Origin of the sequence: Clostridium folliculivorans, assembly GCF_024341905.1 — a bacterium.
In the GTDB taxonomy this organism is placed as follows: domain Bacteria; phylum Bacillota; class Clostridia; order Clostridiales; family Clostridiaceae; genus Clostridium_AR; species Clostridium_AR folliculivorans.
Map to the genome: position 1 here is coordinate 22092 of NZ_BQXY01000001.1, position 14641 is coordinate 36732.

16 protein-coding genes, 1 pseudogene and 1 other annotated feature are annotated in these 14641 nt (G+C 30.5%); of the genes and pseudogenes, 14 read left to right on the forward strand and 3 right to left on the reverse strand.

Features of this window, described 5'->3' with window-relative positions:
- Nucleotides 1-49: 49 nt before the first annotated feature.
- The 6 genes from OCU55_RS00130 (at nt 50) to OCU55_RS00155 (ending at nt 4887) form a co-directional block, all read left to right on the forward strand.
- The gene (locus tag OCU55_RS00130) at nt 50-370 is read left to right on the forward strand and encodes a rhodanese-like domain-containing protein (RefSeq protein WP_261850305.1); all 321 of its coding nucleotides are present in this window, start codon (nt 50-52) and stop codon (nt 368-370) included.
- Nucleotides 371-396: 26 nt separating this feature from the next.
- Nucleotides 397-2055, forward strand: a complete 1659-nt coding sequence (locus tag OCU55_RS00135) for an FAD-dependent oxidoreductase (protein WP_427847017.1) — start codon at nt 397-399, stop codon at nt 2053-2055.
- 300 nt (nt 2056-2355) lie between these two features.
- Complete coding sequence (locus tag OCU55_RS00140) at nt 2356-2649, forward strand: ArsR/SmtB family transcription factor (protein ID WP_261850306.1); 294 nt, start codon at nt 2356-2358, stop codon at nt 2647-2649.
- Nucleotides 2650-2670: 21 nt separating this feature from the next.
- Nucleotides 2671-2910: a thioredoxin family protein gene (locus OCU55_RS00145; protein WP_261850307.1), complete on the forward strand. Its 240-nt coding sequence runs from the start codon at nt 2671-2673 to the stop codon at nt 2908-2910.
- 109 nt (nt 2911-3019) lie between these two features.
- Nucleotides 3020-3988, forward strand: coding sequence for a permease (locus tag OCU55_RS00150; RefSeq protein WP_261850308.1), 969 nt, complete (start codon nt 3020-3022; stop codon nt 3986-3988).
- A 176-nt stretch (nt 3989-4164) separates the two neighbouring features.
- Nucleotides 4165-4887: a ferritin family protein gene (locus tag OCU55_RS00155; RefSeq protein ID WP_427847028.1), complete on the forward strand. Its 723-nt coding sequence runs from the start codon at nt 4165-4167 to the stop codon at nt 4885-4887.
- Between the two features lie 66 nt (nt 4888-4953).
- On the opposite strand, the gene OCU55_RS00160 is transcribed toward OCU55_RS00155, so the two are convergent.
- From OCU55_RS00160 to OCU55_RS00170, 3 genes and pseudogenes are all read right to left on the reverse strand, one after another.
- A complete protein-coding gene (locus OCU55_RS00160) occupies nt 4954-5223 on the reverse strand; it encodes a cytochrome b5 domain-containing protein (protein WP_261851486.1) in 270 nt (89 codons plus the stop codon).
- Nucleotides 5224-5802, reverse strand: a pseudogene (locus OCU55_RS00165) (cupin domain-containing protein); the annotation flags it as partial.
- A gap of 121 nt (nt 5803-5923) precedes the next feature.
- Nucleotides 5924-6280, reverse strand: coding sequence for a DsrE family protein (locus OCU55_RS00170; RefSeq protein ID WP_261850310.1), 357 nt, complete (start codon nt 6278-6280; stop codon nt 5924-5926).
- A 120-nt stretch (nt 6281-6400) separates the two neighbouring features.
- On the opposite strand from OCU55_RS00170, the gene OCU55_RS00175 reads away from it, so the two are divergent.
- The 8 genes from OCU55_RS00175 (at nt 6401) to OCU55_RS00210 (ending at nt 14373) form a co-directional block, all read left to right on the forward strand.
- Nucleotides 6401-7576 carry an ROK family protein gene (locus OCU55_RS00175; protein ID WP_261850311.1) on the forward strand — a complete coding sequence of 392 codons (1176 nt, stop codon included), beginning with the start codon at nt 6401-6403 and terminating at the stop codon, nt 7574-7576.
- 4 nt (nt 7577-7580) lie between these two features.
- Nucleotides 7581-8351: a prolipoprotein diacylglyceryl transferase gene (gene lgt, locus OCU55_RS00180; RefSeq protein ID WP_261850312.1), complete on the forward strand. Its 771-nt coding sequence runs from the start codon at nt 7581-7583 to the stop codon at nt 8349-8351.
- Nucleotides 8352-8366: 15 nt separating this feature from the next.
- The gene (locus OCU55_RS00185; RefSeq protein WP_261850313.1) at nt 8367-9200 is read left to right on the forward strand and encodes a sulfite exporter TauE/SafE family protein; all 834 of its coding nucleotides are present in this window, start codon (nt 8367-8369) and stop codon (nt 9198-9200) included.
- Between the two features lie 25 nt (nt 9201-9225).
- Complete coding sequence (locus OCU55_RS00190; protein WP_261850314.1) at nt 9226-9588, forward strand: DUF1634 domain-containing protein; 363 nt, start codon at nt 9226-9228, stop codon at nt 9586-9588.
- 103 nt (nt 9589-9691) lie between these two features.
- Entirely contained in the window at nt 9692-11047 is a 1356-nt protein-coding gene (locus OCU55_RS00195) for an amino acid permease (RefSeq protein WP_261850315.1), read from the forward strand.
- Nucleotides 11048-11282: 235 nt separating this feature from the next.
- Nucleotides 11283-11340: a sequence feature (sodium ion sensor (DUF1646 type); this cis-regulatory element may regulate processes involved in with the transportation of sodium ions), on the forward strand.
- Between the two features lie 111 nt (nt 11341-11451).
- Nucleotides 11452-12660, forward strand: coding sequence for a Na+/H+ antiporter NhaA (nhaA, locus tag OCU55_RS00200; RefSeq protein WP_261850316.1), 1209 nt, complete (start codon nt 11452-11454; stop codon nt 12658-12660).
- Nucleotides 12661-12812: 152 nt separating this feature from the next.
- Nucleotides 12813-13058 (forward strand): hypothetical protein, encoded by a 246-nt coding sequence (locus tag OCU55_RS00205; RefSeq protein WP_261850317.1) that lies wholly within the window; start codon nt 12813-12815, stop codon nt 13056-13058.
- 424 nt (nt 13059-13482) lie between these two features.
- On the forward strand, nt 13483-14373 hold the full coding sequence (locus tag OCU55_RS00210; protein ID WP_261850318.1) for an IS1/IS1595 family N-terminal zinc-binding domain-containing protein: 891 nt from the start codon (nt 13483-13485) through the stop codon (nt 14371-14373).
- Nucleotides 14374-14641 lie beyond the last annotated feature (268 nt).

Here is a 14641-nt window from a genome sequence, read left to right on the forward strand (position 1 = left end):
TGAGAAAAATATAAAAGATTGATATATAAAATTTTAAGGAGCTGATATCATGTTTACGAAATCTACAGGAAATAAGTTTAGTACTATAAGTGTTCATGACTTAGATGAAAGGCTAGGAAAAATAGATTTAATCGATATTAGAGAAGATTATGAATATAAAAGTGGACATATACCAAAAGCTAAAAATATACCAATGGGACAATTATTAGCTAAACCAGATAAATATCTGGATAAAGAAAAAGAATATCATATAATATGTCAATCAGGTGGAAGAAGTGCAAGAGCTTGTGATGAGCTTTCGTCACAAGGATATAAGATAATAAATGTATCTGGAGGAACGGGGTCATATATAAAACCGTTAGAAAGATAATTATATTGGCTAAAGGAGATTAAAACATGAAAAAAGTATTGATAGTAGGTGGTGTTGCAGCTGGAGCATCCGCAGCAGCTAGACTTAGAAGATTAGATGAAAGTGCTGAGATTATAATGTTTGAAAAAGGTGAGTATATATCTTTTGCTAACTGTGGATTACCATATTACATAGGAGGAGTTATTGAGGATAGGGAAGATCTTTTAGTAGCTACTCCGGAACTTATGAAGGATAGATTCAACATAGATGTAAGAACAAACAGTGAAGTTATAAGTATAAATTATAAGGATAAGAAAATCTCCATAGCTTCTAAGGATAAAGGAATTTATGAAGAATGCTTTGACTACCTTGTTTTAGCACCAGGTGCAAAGCCATTAAAACCTAATATTCCTGGAATTGAAAGTAAAAAAGTATATACACTTAGAAACGTAGAAGACACTGATAAAATTAAATCTGTTGTAGACGAAGTGAAAAAAGCTATAGTTATCGGTGGTGGATATATAGGTGTAGAAATGGCTGAGAATCTAAGAGAAAAAGGCATAAATGTTACTTTAGTAGAAGCTGCACCTCATATCTTAGCACCTTTTGATGATGATTTGATTCCAGTAGCAGAGAAACAAATGGAAGACAAGGGAGTAAAGTTAGTTTTAGGCAATGGAGTTACTGCGTTTAAAGAAGCTTCCGATGGTATTGAAGTTGAACTTCGGAGTGGAGATAAAGTAAAAGGCGATATTGTAATAGCAGCAATAGGAGTTACACCTGATACAGAATTTATAAGAAATAGTGGGATTGAACTTGGGCCTAGAGGTCATATATTAGTAAATGAAAATATGGAAACAAATATTAAAGATATATATGCGGGTGGAGATGCAGTAGAGGTTGTAGATTTTGTGAATAACACGAAAACGGCTATCCCGCTAGCTAGTCCTGCCAATAAACAAGGAAGAATAATTGCAGATAATATTAGTGGTACAAATAAGGCATATAAAAAGACACAGGGAACCACAGTAATTAAAGTTTTTGATTTGTGTTTGGCTGCAACTGGAAACAATGAAAGAATTTTAAATAGATTAAATATTCCTTATAAAGTAGCGATAATACATCCTAATAATCATGCAGGATATTACCCAGGTGCTGTTCAAATTACATTAAAATTGATTTTTAATGACGAAGGAAAGATATTAGGTGCACAAGCATTAGGATACGAAGGGGTAGAAAAGAGAATTGATGTTATAGCAGCAGTTATAAGATTAAAAGGAACTATATATGATTTAACAGAGATGGAATTATCTTATGCACCACCATTTGGATCTGCAAAAGATCCTGTTAATTTTGTTGGGTATGTAGCTGAGAATGTTTTGACAGAAAAGAGCGAGCTTGTTCATCCAAGAGAACTAAAAAATATTAAAGGTAATGAAAATATAGTTGTGTTAGATGTTCGAACTAATTCTGAAAGAGAAAGAGGTGCTGTAGACGGATCAATACATATTAATGTAAATGAATTAAGGGAAAAGCTTAATACATTAGATAAAAACAAAGAATATTGGATACACTGTGCAGTTGGAATAAGAGCATACGTGGCTGAGAGGATATTAAAACAAAATGGATTTAAATGCAAAAATATAACTGGTGGGTTTAAGAGTATTTTAGCTATGAACTATACTCCAAAGGGATTGAAAGAGTAAAGTTAATAAACATTCCATTTCAAAATAAAAGATGCTTAAAATCAGCATCTTTTTGTTTCGTACAAATCTTTATGACCTATAAATATTTTTTAGAAGATAATGAGTATATATATAATATCTACAAAAGGAATCCTTATATTTGTTGAATCTTGATATTAAAAGTACACTATTTAAAAAATATACTTGAATAAAAAAATAAAAAGGAATATTATTATATTAGTAAATAATTATATACTTAAATAGTTATTTAGTTTTGCAAATTATAAATTGATTAAAAATCATAATACATAGGGGTATAAGATGAATCAAGAAGATTTGAGTGTAAAAATATTTAAAGCACTAGGACATCCAATTAGATATAAAATTGTAAAGTATTTATTTGATGGCCCTAAGTGTGTTTGTAAGCTAAATGAAGATATAGAATTTAGTCAAGCTAACTTATCTCAGCATTTGAAGATATTAAAAGAATCAGGAATATTATCAAGTGAAAAGATTGGATTAAATATACATTATAGAATTAGTAACGATGAAATAAAAAAAATCATAGAATGTGTTGATAAATATGTTGTTAACTACATAAATAATTTTAAATAAATATATACTGGAGGGGAATATATGGAGATTAAGATTTTGGGAACTGGTTGTTCTAATTGTAAGAAACTTGAGGCAAATGCTAGGGAAGCAGTAAAACAATTAAGTGTTGAGGCTAAAATAACAAAGGTAGAAGATATTAAAGACATTATGAAATATGGAGTTATGAGGACTCCTGCTATTGTAATAAATGAGAAGGTAAAAATGTTTGGAAAAGTTTGTACTGTTGATGAGATTAAGAAATATATAAGTGATGAAAAATAGAGAAATATTATTTTAAAAGGACTTATCCTAATTTATTAGGAAAAAGTCCAATATTTTTGGATACTATATAAGTAAATAATTATATAATTAAATATGTTGGAGGAGTATTATGTTTACACCTATACAAATTTTTGCAGATTGGCTTATTTACAACATATTTGGGGTAGATAAAGCTAGCAAACTGGGAAGTGCTTTGAATTTCTTCGTATTTGATACTATAAAAATATTTATACTTTTATTAATTATAATATATGCAATAACCTTTATAAGAAGTTTCTTTCCACCTGAAAAGACAAGGAAAATACTAGCCAAAAACAAAGGGAGTGCTTTTATAGGTCATATCCTTGCAGCTCTTCTTGGAATTGTAACCCCATTTTGTTCTTGTTCAGCAGTTCCGTTATTTATTGGTTTTGTAGAAGCTGGAGTACCACTTGGAGTAACCTTTTCATATTTAATTGCAGCTCCAATGGTAAATGAAGTTGCATTAGGACTTCTTTATGGATTATTTGGATGGAAAATAGCTCTTATATATATAGCTTCAGGTGAAATCATAGCTATAGTAAGTGGAATAATTCTTGGCAAGCTAAAACTTGAAAAGTATGTTGAAGGTTATGTTTATGAAATGAATGTTAATGTAGAGATTGATCTACCAGATCCAACAACAAAAGAAAGACTGTTAGATTCATGGACTTTCACAAGAGATTTAATAAAGAAAATTTGGATTTATGTAATAATAGGTATTGCAATTGGAGGAGTGATGCATGGTTGGGTACCAGCAGGAGCATTAGCAAAGTATGCAGGTAAAGACAATCCTTTTGCAGTATTTGTTGCGGTAGCAATAGGTATACCACTTTATTCAAATGCAGCAGGGATAATCCCGCTTGTCAGCGAACTTACAAGAGCTGGTGTAGCAACAGGAACAGCATTATCCTTTATGATGGCAGTAACTGCTTTAAGTTTACCTGAAATGATACTTTTGAGAAGAATATTAAAACCAAAATTACTTGCGATATTTATATCCATAGTTGGACTTGGAATTGTATTTACAGGGTATTTATTTAACTTTATAATACCATAATTTATTAAATAAGAGATCGATAAGGTAATGTAGATTTCTAGAGTTAGTTATATTGAACAAACATGGCACTAAAAAGGCATGAGAAGCATTTGGAAATATTCTTTATTGTAACTGTTACCTAATTAAAACATATTATATACAGAATTATTATTCCAGGAGGAATTTCTGTGTATTTTATACCAAAACCAGACAATCCAATTATATATGATCTCCAATTACAAGCTGCACTTGAAAACATAAAAGAAGCAGTTCAAAGTGAAAGAGAAGATGAACTTTTTTATGAATATCTTATAGGTATGGCTCCTATTAGAGAAGAAAAAGATATTATTATTTCTATAAGGGATGATGAGCGAAGACATAATAAAATATTCAGAAAAATTTATATGGACTTTACTGGTAAGGAAGTACAAGCTTTTGGTGGAGAAACTTTTCAAAAACCAAGCTCTTATATAGACGGCATTAAAAAAGCATTATTTGGAGAATTAAGAGCAGTAGAAAAATATAGAACAATTAAAAGATCATTACCTATAGGCCCATACAGAGATATGGTATCTGATATAATTACAGATGAAATAAAGAACTCTTCGAAATACAATTATCTATTTACACTAAATAGTAATGTGAATATTTCCGATATTAATAGAAGTCCAGGACAGGATACATCTAAATTTACCCCTGACGACTGGGTAAGGTATATCACTCCCTTAGTAACAAGAGCTTTAGCAGAAGCTAAAGAAGGAATTAACCCTGAACATTTATATCAGGAATTTATATTATCCGGAGTACTTGTTGGGTTAGGAAAAACACCTCAAGAGGCTATTGAACAGGTTGAACAGTGGGAGAGGGATGGTACGTCACAACTACTGGCTAAGAGTAAGATGGGAAGGAATTTTAATTAATATAATGTAAAAAAATGTGATGACTTAGAGTTTAAGTTATCACATTTTTTTAATATTATTTTATAGTTATCCTTTAAGTACGCCAACTATTGGAAGCTTTGATAGTTTACTTGGTACTCCATGGCAAGTTTCAAATTCTGCGGTTAAATCTTTACCAGCAGTTAGGCCGTAATGGGTGCCTCCACTCCATTTTGAAATACTACTTACGTCGTATACAATTCCGTTAACTGATACATAAGCTGGATTACCTTTAGTACCATCATACTGAGCAAGTTCACTTAAAGTAAATACCTTGTTTGACTCAGGAGCTCTTAAATCATTTTGATAGTTTCGGATATTGTTCTTTTCAGCGGCTTGAGCATCTACTTTAGTTATATGAACGGTACCAAGTGGATGCTGAGGTGGTGCGTAGATAGAGTATAATTTTAGTGGCTTATTGCCTGTATTTATTATATTATGCCATCTACCTGCGGGTATAAGTATTGCAAAGTTATCATAGATATTTTTTTGGAAATTTAATATATATTGACTAGACCCAATTTGAATAATTCCTTGCCCTTCTTCAATACGTATGAATTGATCAAGGTTAGGATGAACTTCTAAACCTATGTCTTCTCCAACATTTATACTCATTATGGTAAGTTGTAAATGGCTTCCTGTCCATAAAGTGGTACGAAAAGTATTGTTACTTTTAGTTGCCTCCTCAATATTGACTACAAAGCGCTCAGCAATATAACCTTCTAACTGAATTTGGCCATCATCCGTTGAGGATTGTAACAAATCTCGTTTTGAATTATGTTGTAGTTCACTTGTAAAAGGAATATTTTCATTAGGGGACTGACTAAAAAAATATGGGGTATAAACTTGATTGCTCATGTAATAAGGTAATGGATATGTTTTATAAGTATTGAACATAGTGCCCGATCCTTTCAAAGACTTATAACATTATCATATGGTCTATGTCTATAGAGTGTGCTTTGATTGGTGAAAATTTTATACTTAAAAGAGAAAGCTCCTAAAGGGAGCTTTTATTTCTTTAGGGTTTTATATAAGCATATCCTTCCATCTGTAATTTAACTAATTTTGTAATAGCAGACGGTACAACTTCAGTGTATTCAGGAAGAGTAGTGTCATTAATATCAAATCCAATAAGAGAATTTTTGCATAAGTTAATTTTCACTCCAATTGTAGACAATCTGGATATTTCATCTATTTCAATATTTTTTTTATTTTGATCAGAAGTGGCGAAAATTAGTACTGCAGCACCGTTTGCTACGATTTCGACCTTAACATTCTCTTTGCCTATATCTTTAATAAAATTATTTGTATTTGCTAATACAGTTTTCCATTTATCAATTTCATTAATATGAAATACAACTTTCATAAGTTCCATTTAAACTTCACCTCTCGTTATTATAAATATAGTTAAATTGTACTACAATAAGATGTTCCTTTAAATACTTATTTTCAAAATGAAAAAAAGATTGTATAATAGAGTAAAGGAGGTTTGGTTATGATAAATGCATATAATGTTTTGCATAATCTTGATATTAGAAGTATTGAACTTTTAAAGATTATACAGAAAAATGGTCCGATGACTAAAAGTAAGTTAGAGGATATGACCAAATTGAAAAAAAGTACTTTGAATCGTGAGCTTGAAACCTTATGTGAAAGCTCAATAATAACTGAAATTATAGCTGAAGAATCAACTGGTGGAAGAAAGCCTTCATTATTTGATATGAATGATACTATGTATTATCTTATAGGGGTAGACATTTCGAGAACATATATACAAATAGTAATAACTAATTTAAAGATGACTATTTTAGATGAAAAAACAATATATGGGTGGTTTTCTATAAAGGAACAAGAGGAAATAATAACTGAAAATATCAAAGAATTACTTGAAGAAGGCAATATTCCTCTTTCTAATGTAATTGGTATAGGAATGGGTGTGGTAGTTCAAATCCACGAAAAAGAAGAATTAAATAAGAATAATGAATTAAAGAAAGCAATAGAAAAGAATCTAAACTTACCTGTTTTCATAGATAATGGGGCAAATACTGCTTTAATTGCAGAGGCTAACTTTGGAGTTGGAAGAGGGAAAGATAATTTATCATACGTTCATTGTGGAGTGGGGATTAGATCTGCAGTAATTTCAAGTGGCAATATTGTAAGAACTATAAACAATAGTGAAGATGCATTTGGTCATATGACAGTAGAAATTGGGGGTGAACTATGCTCCTGTGGAAATTATGGTTGTGTTGAAGGGTATGCTTCTATATTAAAAATTACATCTAAATTTATAAATGAAGTTAAAAAAGGGAAGATGACTAAGCTAGAAAAAGCTATAGAAGAAGTTGATTATATCGATATATGCAACCTTGCAGAAAATGGTGATGAAACAGCCAAGGCTGTTATTATTGATGCAGCAGTATATTTTGGCACTGGTCTTGCCAATTTTATTAAGATATTGTCACCACAGATGATAATACTGAGTGGCCCTTTAATAGAACATTCAAGACTTTTTTATGAGAATACAAAAATTGTTGCATTAAGAAAATGTTATTCTACAAACAGTAATTATATTGAATTTTATAAAGGCGGATTTTTTGAAAACAAATCTATAGCTATAGGAGCAGCTTACTTAGCATTCGATGAAACATTAAAAAATAATTTTAGGAAGTGATAATATGAATCCAGTTGCATTTCATTTTTTAGGTCTTGATTTTAGGTGGTATGGAATAATAATAGCTATGGGAATGCTATTAGGAATAATGATTGCATGGTATAACTGCAGTTTTAGAAATGTATATTTTGATCATCTTATAGATTTAGTTCTAATATGTATTCCTTTCGGTATTATAGGTGCGAGATTATATTATGTAATTTTTGATTTTAGTGAGTATAAAAATAATTTAATTCAGGTGTTTAATATTAGAGGTGGTGGTCTGGCTATTCATGGTGGAATAATTTTTGCATTTGCAGCTGCATGGATATATTGTAGAAGAAAAAAGTTAAATCTTTTAAAGTTTGCAGATGTGGCAGCTCCTTCTATTATTTTGGCTCAGGCAATGGGAAGATGGGGAAATTTCTTTAATCAGGAAGCCCATGGAGGTCCTGTTTCTTATAATTTTATAAAGCATTTCCCAAGTTTTATACAAAATGGTATGTTGATTGATGGAACATATTATCATCCAACATTTTTATATGAATCAATGTGGAATATTATTATATTTATAATATTGAATATTATATTAAGAAGAAGCAAAAAAGTTGGAGTAGTTTTCTTTACCTACTTAGGACTCTATTCAATTGGAAGATTTTTTATAGAGGGATTAAGAACAGACAGTCTTATGTTTGGACCAATCAGGGTAGCACAACTAGTAAGTTTATTAGGAATAATAGCATGGCTTGTATTTCTCACTTTAAGTAGAAGTAAGAAATTTAATAGTGAGTTTTAATATGGAGGTATTTAAATGATATTACTTGTAATTAAAATACTAGTTATCTCTATATTGGCTGGTGTATTTGGATCAATTCTAGGGCTTGGAGGAGGTATTATAATAACTCCTGTGCTAACGCTGATGTTTGGAATTGATATAAAATATGCAATTGGGGCAAGTATTGTTTCTGTAATAGCAACTTCAAGTGGTGCTGCTGTTGCATATGTAAGAGATAAGATTACCAACATTAGAATAGGAATGTTTTTAGAAATAGCTACAACCATAGGTGCTATAACTGGAGCATTTATTAGTGGGTTTGTCAATCCTAAATACTTGTATATGGTTTTTGGATTTCTATTACTATATTCTGCCTTGGCAATGCTAAAGAAAAGAGGGCAAGAATTACCTCATGATGTGATTTCTCATCCGATGGCAGTGAAATTGAAGCTAAATGGTGAGTATCATGATAAAGCATTAAATAAGGACATAAGTTATAATGTTGCAGGTGTATATGGCGGTTTCGGAATGATGTATGTTGCAGGTGTGATTTCAGGTCTTCTTGGGATTGGCAGTGGAATATTTAAAGTAATGGCTATGGATCTATTTATGAAACTACCTTTAAAAGTATCCAGTGCAACGAGCAATTTTATGATCGGTGTAACTGCAGCAGCAAGTGCAGGTGTATACTTACTTAGAGGAGATATCGATCCTAAAATAGCTGCACCAGTAGCATTGGGGGTATTAATAGGTGCTACTATTGGTACTAAAATAATGCAAAATCTAAAAAGTAAGACAATAAGGATGATATTTATACCTGTCCTTGCTTATGTTTCTATACAGATGATAGTTAAAGGTTTTGGAATGTAAAGTGTAAGGAGGGGATATTTGAATTATGAAAGAGAATTCTAAAATAGATGAAATGGAAATTGTAATCAGCAGACTTTTAAGAATTGGGGTAGTATTAAGTGCAATTATAATTTTTGCAGGATTAATGATGTTTTTAATCACCGGTAAAAGCGGGTATACAGATAATAGGTTTCCAATTACAATATCTGAGATATTTAGTGGAGCTATAGTTCTGAAGTCTTATGCAATAATTATGGTAGGAATGATAATACTAATTTTAACCCCAGTATTTCGAGTTGGAGTGTCTATTATAGTTTTTGTAAAGGAAAAAGACTATTTATACACTAAGATTACCTTAGCAGTATTCATTATACTTATCATAAGTTTTATCCTAGGTAAGGTTGAATAATAGATAGATAATAAGGGTTATTATATGAATGTAAAAGTAATTTTTTGTTCATATAATAACCCTTTATTTTTAAAAATTTTAGTAGCCTTAGGGAGGAAACTTCATGGATTCTAATAGTTCTAACAAAAATATTCATAATAATGAGATGGGAAAACATTTAAATGCATACAGTCTTGCAGGTATAGGAATTGGAAGTATTATAGGTGCAGGATTCTTTTTAGGAACAAGTTTAGCAATTAATCAAGCAGGTCCATCGGTTGTTCTAGCTTTTTTATTTGGAGGAATAATCATGTCTCAGGTGCTTGGTGCAATGACTAATATAAGTATAAATAGACCAGTAAGAGGATCCTTCCGTGTCTATACTGAAGAGTTTCTTGGAAGATTTACTGGTTTTTTATTGGGATGGATCCTTTTCGTGTCTGGGATATTATCAGTTGGTTCAGAAGCAATAGCGTCAGCGGTATTCCTAAAATATTGGATTCATGAACCTTTACCGATTCTTTCACTAATTGTTTTACTAATAGTAATTTGCATAAATGCACTAGGAACCAAATATTTTGGACTTATTGAATCTGGCATGGGATTATTAAAAATAATAGTATTAATATTTTTTGTCTTAATAGGAGTAATTTTTATTTCTAAAAGTGGATTTAGTTTAGCCAAAAATCCATTTAGTAATTATAGTAGCTTCTTTCCTAATAATATTTCTGGGTTTTTACAATCAATGCTGATTGTTGTATTTACATATAGTGGTATAAGCGCAGTAGCTATGGCCACCAATGAGGTGAGAAATCCCAAAAAAGATATACCAAAAGCAACAATAATTTTAACTCTTGGAATTGTGGTTTTATATGTAGTGTCAATGTTTATTATAGTATCTGTTGTGAATTGGGATTCAATAAATGTGGATCTGTCACCATTTGTTCAATCACTTAACGTAATGGGGATAACTTGGGCATCATCAATTATTAATCTTATTATATTGATAGCAACTGTTTCTGTTATGGCAGGATCGTTTTACGGGTGCACTCAAATGTTAGTTTCGTTAGCAGAGGCAAAGGAAGCTCCTAATAGATTTGCTAAAGCAACAAAGCGAGGGCTTTACAGAGATTCCTGGATTTTAACTGCTATAGCATCTTTAGCAGTAGTAGCTATATCTTTTATTTTAGGCACAAAGCTGTTTAACTATCTTATAGCTGCATCATCATATATATCATTTTTAAATTGGGTATTAAATTTACTAACATATATTGTATGGTTAAAGAAAAGAGATAAAAAAGATATATATAAGTCACCATTAATTTTTGGAAAGGTAGGAGCATATACAACTATTTTTGTCATAATTGGATTGTTTCTTGTGAGTCTAACTGTTAAAGATTTTAGGATGGGTTTTTACTCCATGGCAATTGTAACATTAATTATTTGTGCTGCTTATAGGGTTTCATTAGATAGAAGGTGAAGCTATAGCTAGCTAATGTTTTTTAGGTGCATACCAAACTTTTTCTACCTTTATGTATGAATGATTTAACCTGTTTCGAGATAGAAGGGAACCGAATGCATTGGTTTATATCTGAGAAACAGTGTTCCTAAGTATTCTTGTTTTAGCATTGATTATTATGGAAGATATTAAAGCTTGATTGTATTTCTATAATGATATATAGTCGACACATAAAATATTAATAGTAACTAAGCTCGGTTGGACAAATTATTGCAATTTGTTTTCAAGAAATTTTGTTTCTGGGGTGGGAAGCTCTTTTTAGAGTATCCCACCTTTTTTGTTTTGTTAAATATTACTATATAAAAATGAATAATAAAAGGATATTTAGATAATCATTAATAAATACATAACAAAGGAGAAGAAATATGAAAGATAAAATTAAACAAAAAAGACTTAATCCATTTTTATTCTTTTTCGAAAGTGAATCATCAAGTGGATTGATACTTTTATTCTGTGCCATTACAGCAATGATAATTGCAAATTCAGGTTTGGCTAAATCCTATGAACATATATTACATACATATATTACTATTGGCTATCACAAATTTTCATTATCAATGTCAGTTCTACATTGGGTAAATGACTGGGTAATGACTCTATTTTTCTTGGTGGTAGGTATGGAAATAAAGCGAGAACTAGTAATTGGAGAACTTAAATCTATAAAGAAGACAATACTACCAATCTCTGCTGCTATAGGAGGTATGATTGTTCCTGCAATTATATATGCTATATTTAATTATAAACAGTCAACTATAACAGGATGGGGAATCCCAATGGCTACAGACATAGCGTTTGCATTAGGAATACTTTCAATGGTAGCTAAGAAAGCACCTAAAGGAATAGTATTATTCCTAACAGTATTAGCTATTGTTGATGATTTAGGAGCAATTGTTGTAATAGCTATATTTTATACTAGCAAGATTTCATGGGTAGCTTTAATTTTAGGATTGGTAATTTTTAGTGCTCTTTTGATAGCTAATAAGGTTGGAGTAAAATCTAAAACTTTGTTTATTATTGGAGGAGTATTGCTATGGATTAGTTTCTTAAAGTCAGGGATACATGCAACAATTGCAGGTGTTTTACTTGCAATGACACTTCCAGTAGGGAAAAATGAAGATGAATTTAAAACATCTATGCTGCAAAGTTTTGAGCATATATTAACTCCATGGTCTGCTTTTGTGGTTATGCCAGTTTTTGCTTTAGCTAACTCAGGTATAACCTTGGAAATTAAAAGTTTTTCAAAGCTTATATTTGAACCAGTGAGTTTAGGGATTATATTTGGTCTGTTTATTGGAAAACAGCTAGGTATATTTGGAGTTTCATGGGTGTTGATAAAATTAAAAATTGCTAAACTGCCATCTAAAGTAGAGATGAAGCATTTATATGGTGCAAGTGTTCTTGGTGGTATTGGATTTACAATGTCATTATTTGTTTCCTCTCTATCATTCTCAGATGATACCATTTTATCTACTGCTAAAATAAGTATTATGAGTGGTTCAATTTTAGCTGGAATATGTGGCTCAATGATTTTTAAATTAATAGAACGTAAAACTAAAAATAAGCATGTTGGATGATTGGTAGGACTGCTTGATTTCATATACTTTTTGAGATAAGATGATGAAGAATTAATAGGAAAATTAGCTGATTTTAATTACTATTTATCAAAATTACAATTGTCTTATAATAATCTAAGTGATAAATTAATTAAAAGGGGGCGAGGATTTAAGTGGAAGAATTGGATAAGTTAGTTCGTTCAAAATGGTTTTCAATTATATATGTTATAGGGGCTATTCTATTAGTGGTTTATCTAAAGGATGATTTTTCAAAGATATTTTTTTATTATGTATCATTGTTTCTAGCAATCAGATTATTAGCTAATAAAAAATGGATTCAGTTAACAGTATTTACACTTTGGATTATAGCCGTTACGGTTGGAGTCGCATATTTAAAATTAAGGAAATTACTTTTATGAAGAAAGGCGTATGAGTGTGTATTTATGAAGTGTTAACTTCTAAAGTATCTACATATAGGCCTATTATCCTTGGTATATAAGTCCTATTAAATTCACTTCATCAATTAATCATCTAAAAGTGTTATTGCCTTAATATTTTTATGCTTGAAAACTATTTTCTACTACAAAAATCCCTTAACTTACGTTCAGAAAAGACTGATGTGTAAAAAACTCACTGAAGAAGCCAGATATGACCATGTTATATAAACAGTTTTATTATTTTAACTGTCTACTATAAAGGAAGCATAATAGAAGGGCGCTTCAGTGAGTTTTTATAGTATGCAACTATTTGTTAAATAAATGTTGGTAATGATTAAAAACATGAAACTGTGGCAAGCATTAAGAGGATAGTTCAATTATTAAGTTTTTTAGAGAGGTGTTCCTTTTGCTACAGCACGATGTTGAATTGAAAAAATTTGATCTACATACTAATGATGTTCTAAAAAGAGATTTTTATAAAAATAGAATTGTAGAATCTTGTCCGCTTTGTGGGTCAACTTGTCATATTAAATACGGTTTTTATAATGGAATTCAAAGATATAAATGCAAGGTGTGTCAAAAAACTTTTTCACGTACAACTAATTCATTGTGGAGTTATTCAAAAAAGAATGCTAGAACCTGGCTGGAATTTACTGAATTAATGACCGAAAATAAAACTTTAAAATTCTGTGCAGAGAAGCTAAATATAAGTATTGGGACAGCTTTTTATTGGAGACATAAAATACTTCAGGCGTTAAGTACAGACTCAACTCCAGATAGTTTATCAGGAGTTGTACATATAGGAAAAGTTATTATAAAAGAAAGCTTTAAAGGGTGTAGAGATAAAGAAATAATAGCCTCTGCGACACCAAGAGAAAACATTTGGATTATTGGTGCAAAAGGAGAAGAAGACTCTATGTTTATAAAACCTGTATTTAAGTATTACTGGGACAAAATTGCTTTCAATGAAAAAGTCTATTCTAAAATAGAAAAGAAATCATACATAGCTCCATGTGCTGACAGAAATATAAACTCAGTAGCTATAAGACATAATAAAAATAAATCTATTAAGGTAGAGGCTGAGTATAGAATAAAATATCTTTGGCCGAATCTAAAGAAATGGATATCAATCTTTCATGGGGTGGCCTCAAAGTATCTTCAAAGATACCTTAGCTTCTTCATAATCATGAACTTGGATAAGGTTATGGATTATATGGATTTGATATATGATAGATTATTTGAGGGAAATAGATTTATAAGAACTGAAGAAATAAGAATTAAAAGTTCACTTTTTTAAAGAAACTGTAATTTAATATTACTCTAAAGTAATTGCAAAGAGATGCTGTTCTGTAAGAAAACTTCCATAAGACGGTAATAGGCTCCGAGAGGAAGCTTTAAAAATATAAAGTTAACCCTAGGCTTGTCTATCTACTTATAAATATTTAACAACATTTAATTAACAAATAACTATATAAAGAAAAAATATACTGTTAGTATAGAGCTTGCGATAATAGTAGTGCAGTTACTACAAAAATACATTATTATAAGTATTTATATTAGTAGAT

What these genes read in the sequence shown, in the direction of transcription:
- OCU55_RS00140 (WP_261850306.1), top strand. Translation starts at nt 2,356, where the DNA reads ATGAATCAAGAAGATTTGAGTGTAAAAATATTTAAAGCACTAGGACAT.
- OCU55_RS00185 (WP_261850313.1), top strand. Translation starts at nt 8,367, where the DNA reads ATGATATTACTTGTAATTAAAATACTAGTTATCTCTATATTGGCTGGT.
- OCU55_RS00170 (WP_261850310.1), bottom strand. Translation starts at nt 6,280, where the DNA reads ATGGAACTTATGAAAGTTGTATTTCATATTAATGAAATTGATAAATGG.
- OCU55_RS00195 (WP_261850315.1), top strand. Translation starts at nt 9,692, where the DNA reads ATGGATTCTAATAGTTCTAACAAAAATATTCATAATAATGAGATGGGA.
- OCU55_RS00145 (WP_261850307.1), top strand. Translation starts at nt 2,671, where the DNA reads ATGGAGATTAAGATTTTGGGAACTGGTTGTTCTAATTGTAAGAAACTT.
- OCU55_RS00130 (WP_261850305.1), top strand. Translation starts at nt 50, where the DNA reads ATGTTTACGAAATCTACAGGAAATAAGTTTAGTACTATAAGTGTTCAT.
- OCU55_RS00135 (WP_427847017.1), top strand. Translation starts at nt 397, where the DNA reads ATGAAAAAAGTATTGATAGTAGGTGGTGTTGCAGCTGGAGCATCCGCA.
- OCU55_RS00150 (WP_261850308.1), top strand. Translation starts at nt 3,020, where the DNA reads ATGTTTACACCTATACAAATTTTTGCAGATTGGCTTATTTACAACATA.
- lgt (WP_261850312.1), top strand. Translation starts at nt 7,581, where the DNA reads ATGAATCCAGTTGCATTTCATTTTTTAGGTCTTGATTTTAGGTGGTAT.
- nhaA (WP_261850316.1), top strand. Translation starts at nt 11,452, where the DNA reads ATGAAAGATAAAATTAAACAAAAAAGACTTAATCCATTTTTATTCTTT.
- OCU55_RS00175 (WP_261850311.1), top strand. Translation starts at nt 6,401, where the DNA reads ATGATAAATGCATATAATGTTTTGCATAATCTTGATATTAGAAGTATT.
- OCU55_RS00190 (WP_261850314.1), top strand. Translation starts at nt 9,226, where the DNA reads ATGAAAGAGAATTCTAAAATAGATGAAATGGAAATTGTAATCAGCAGA.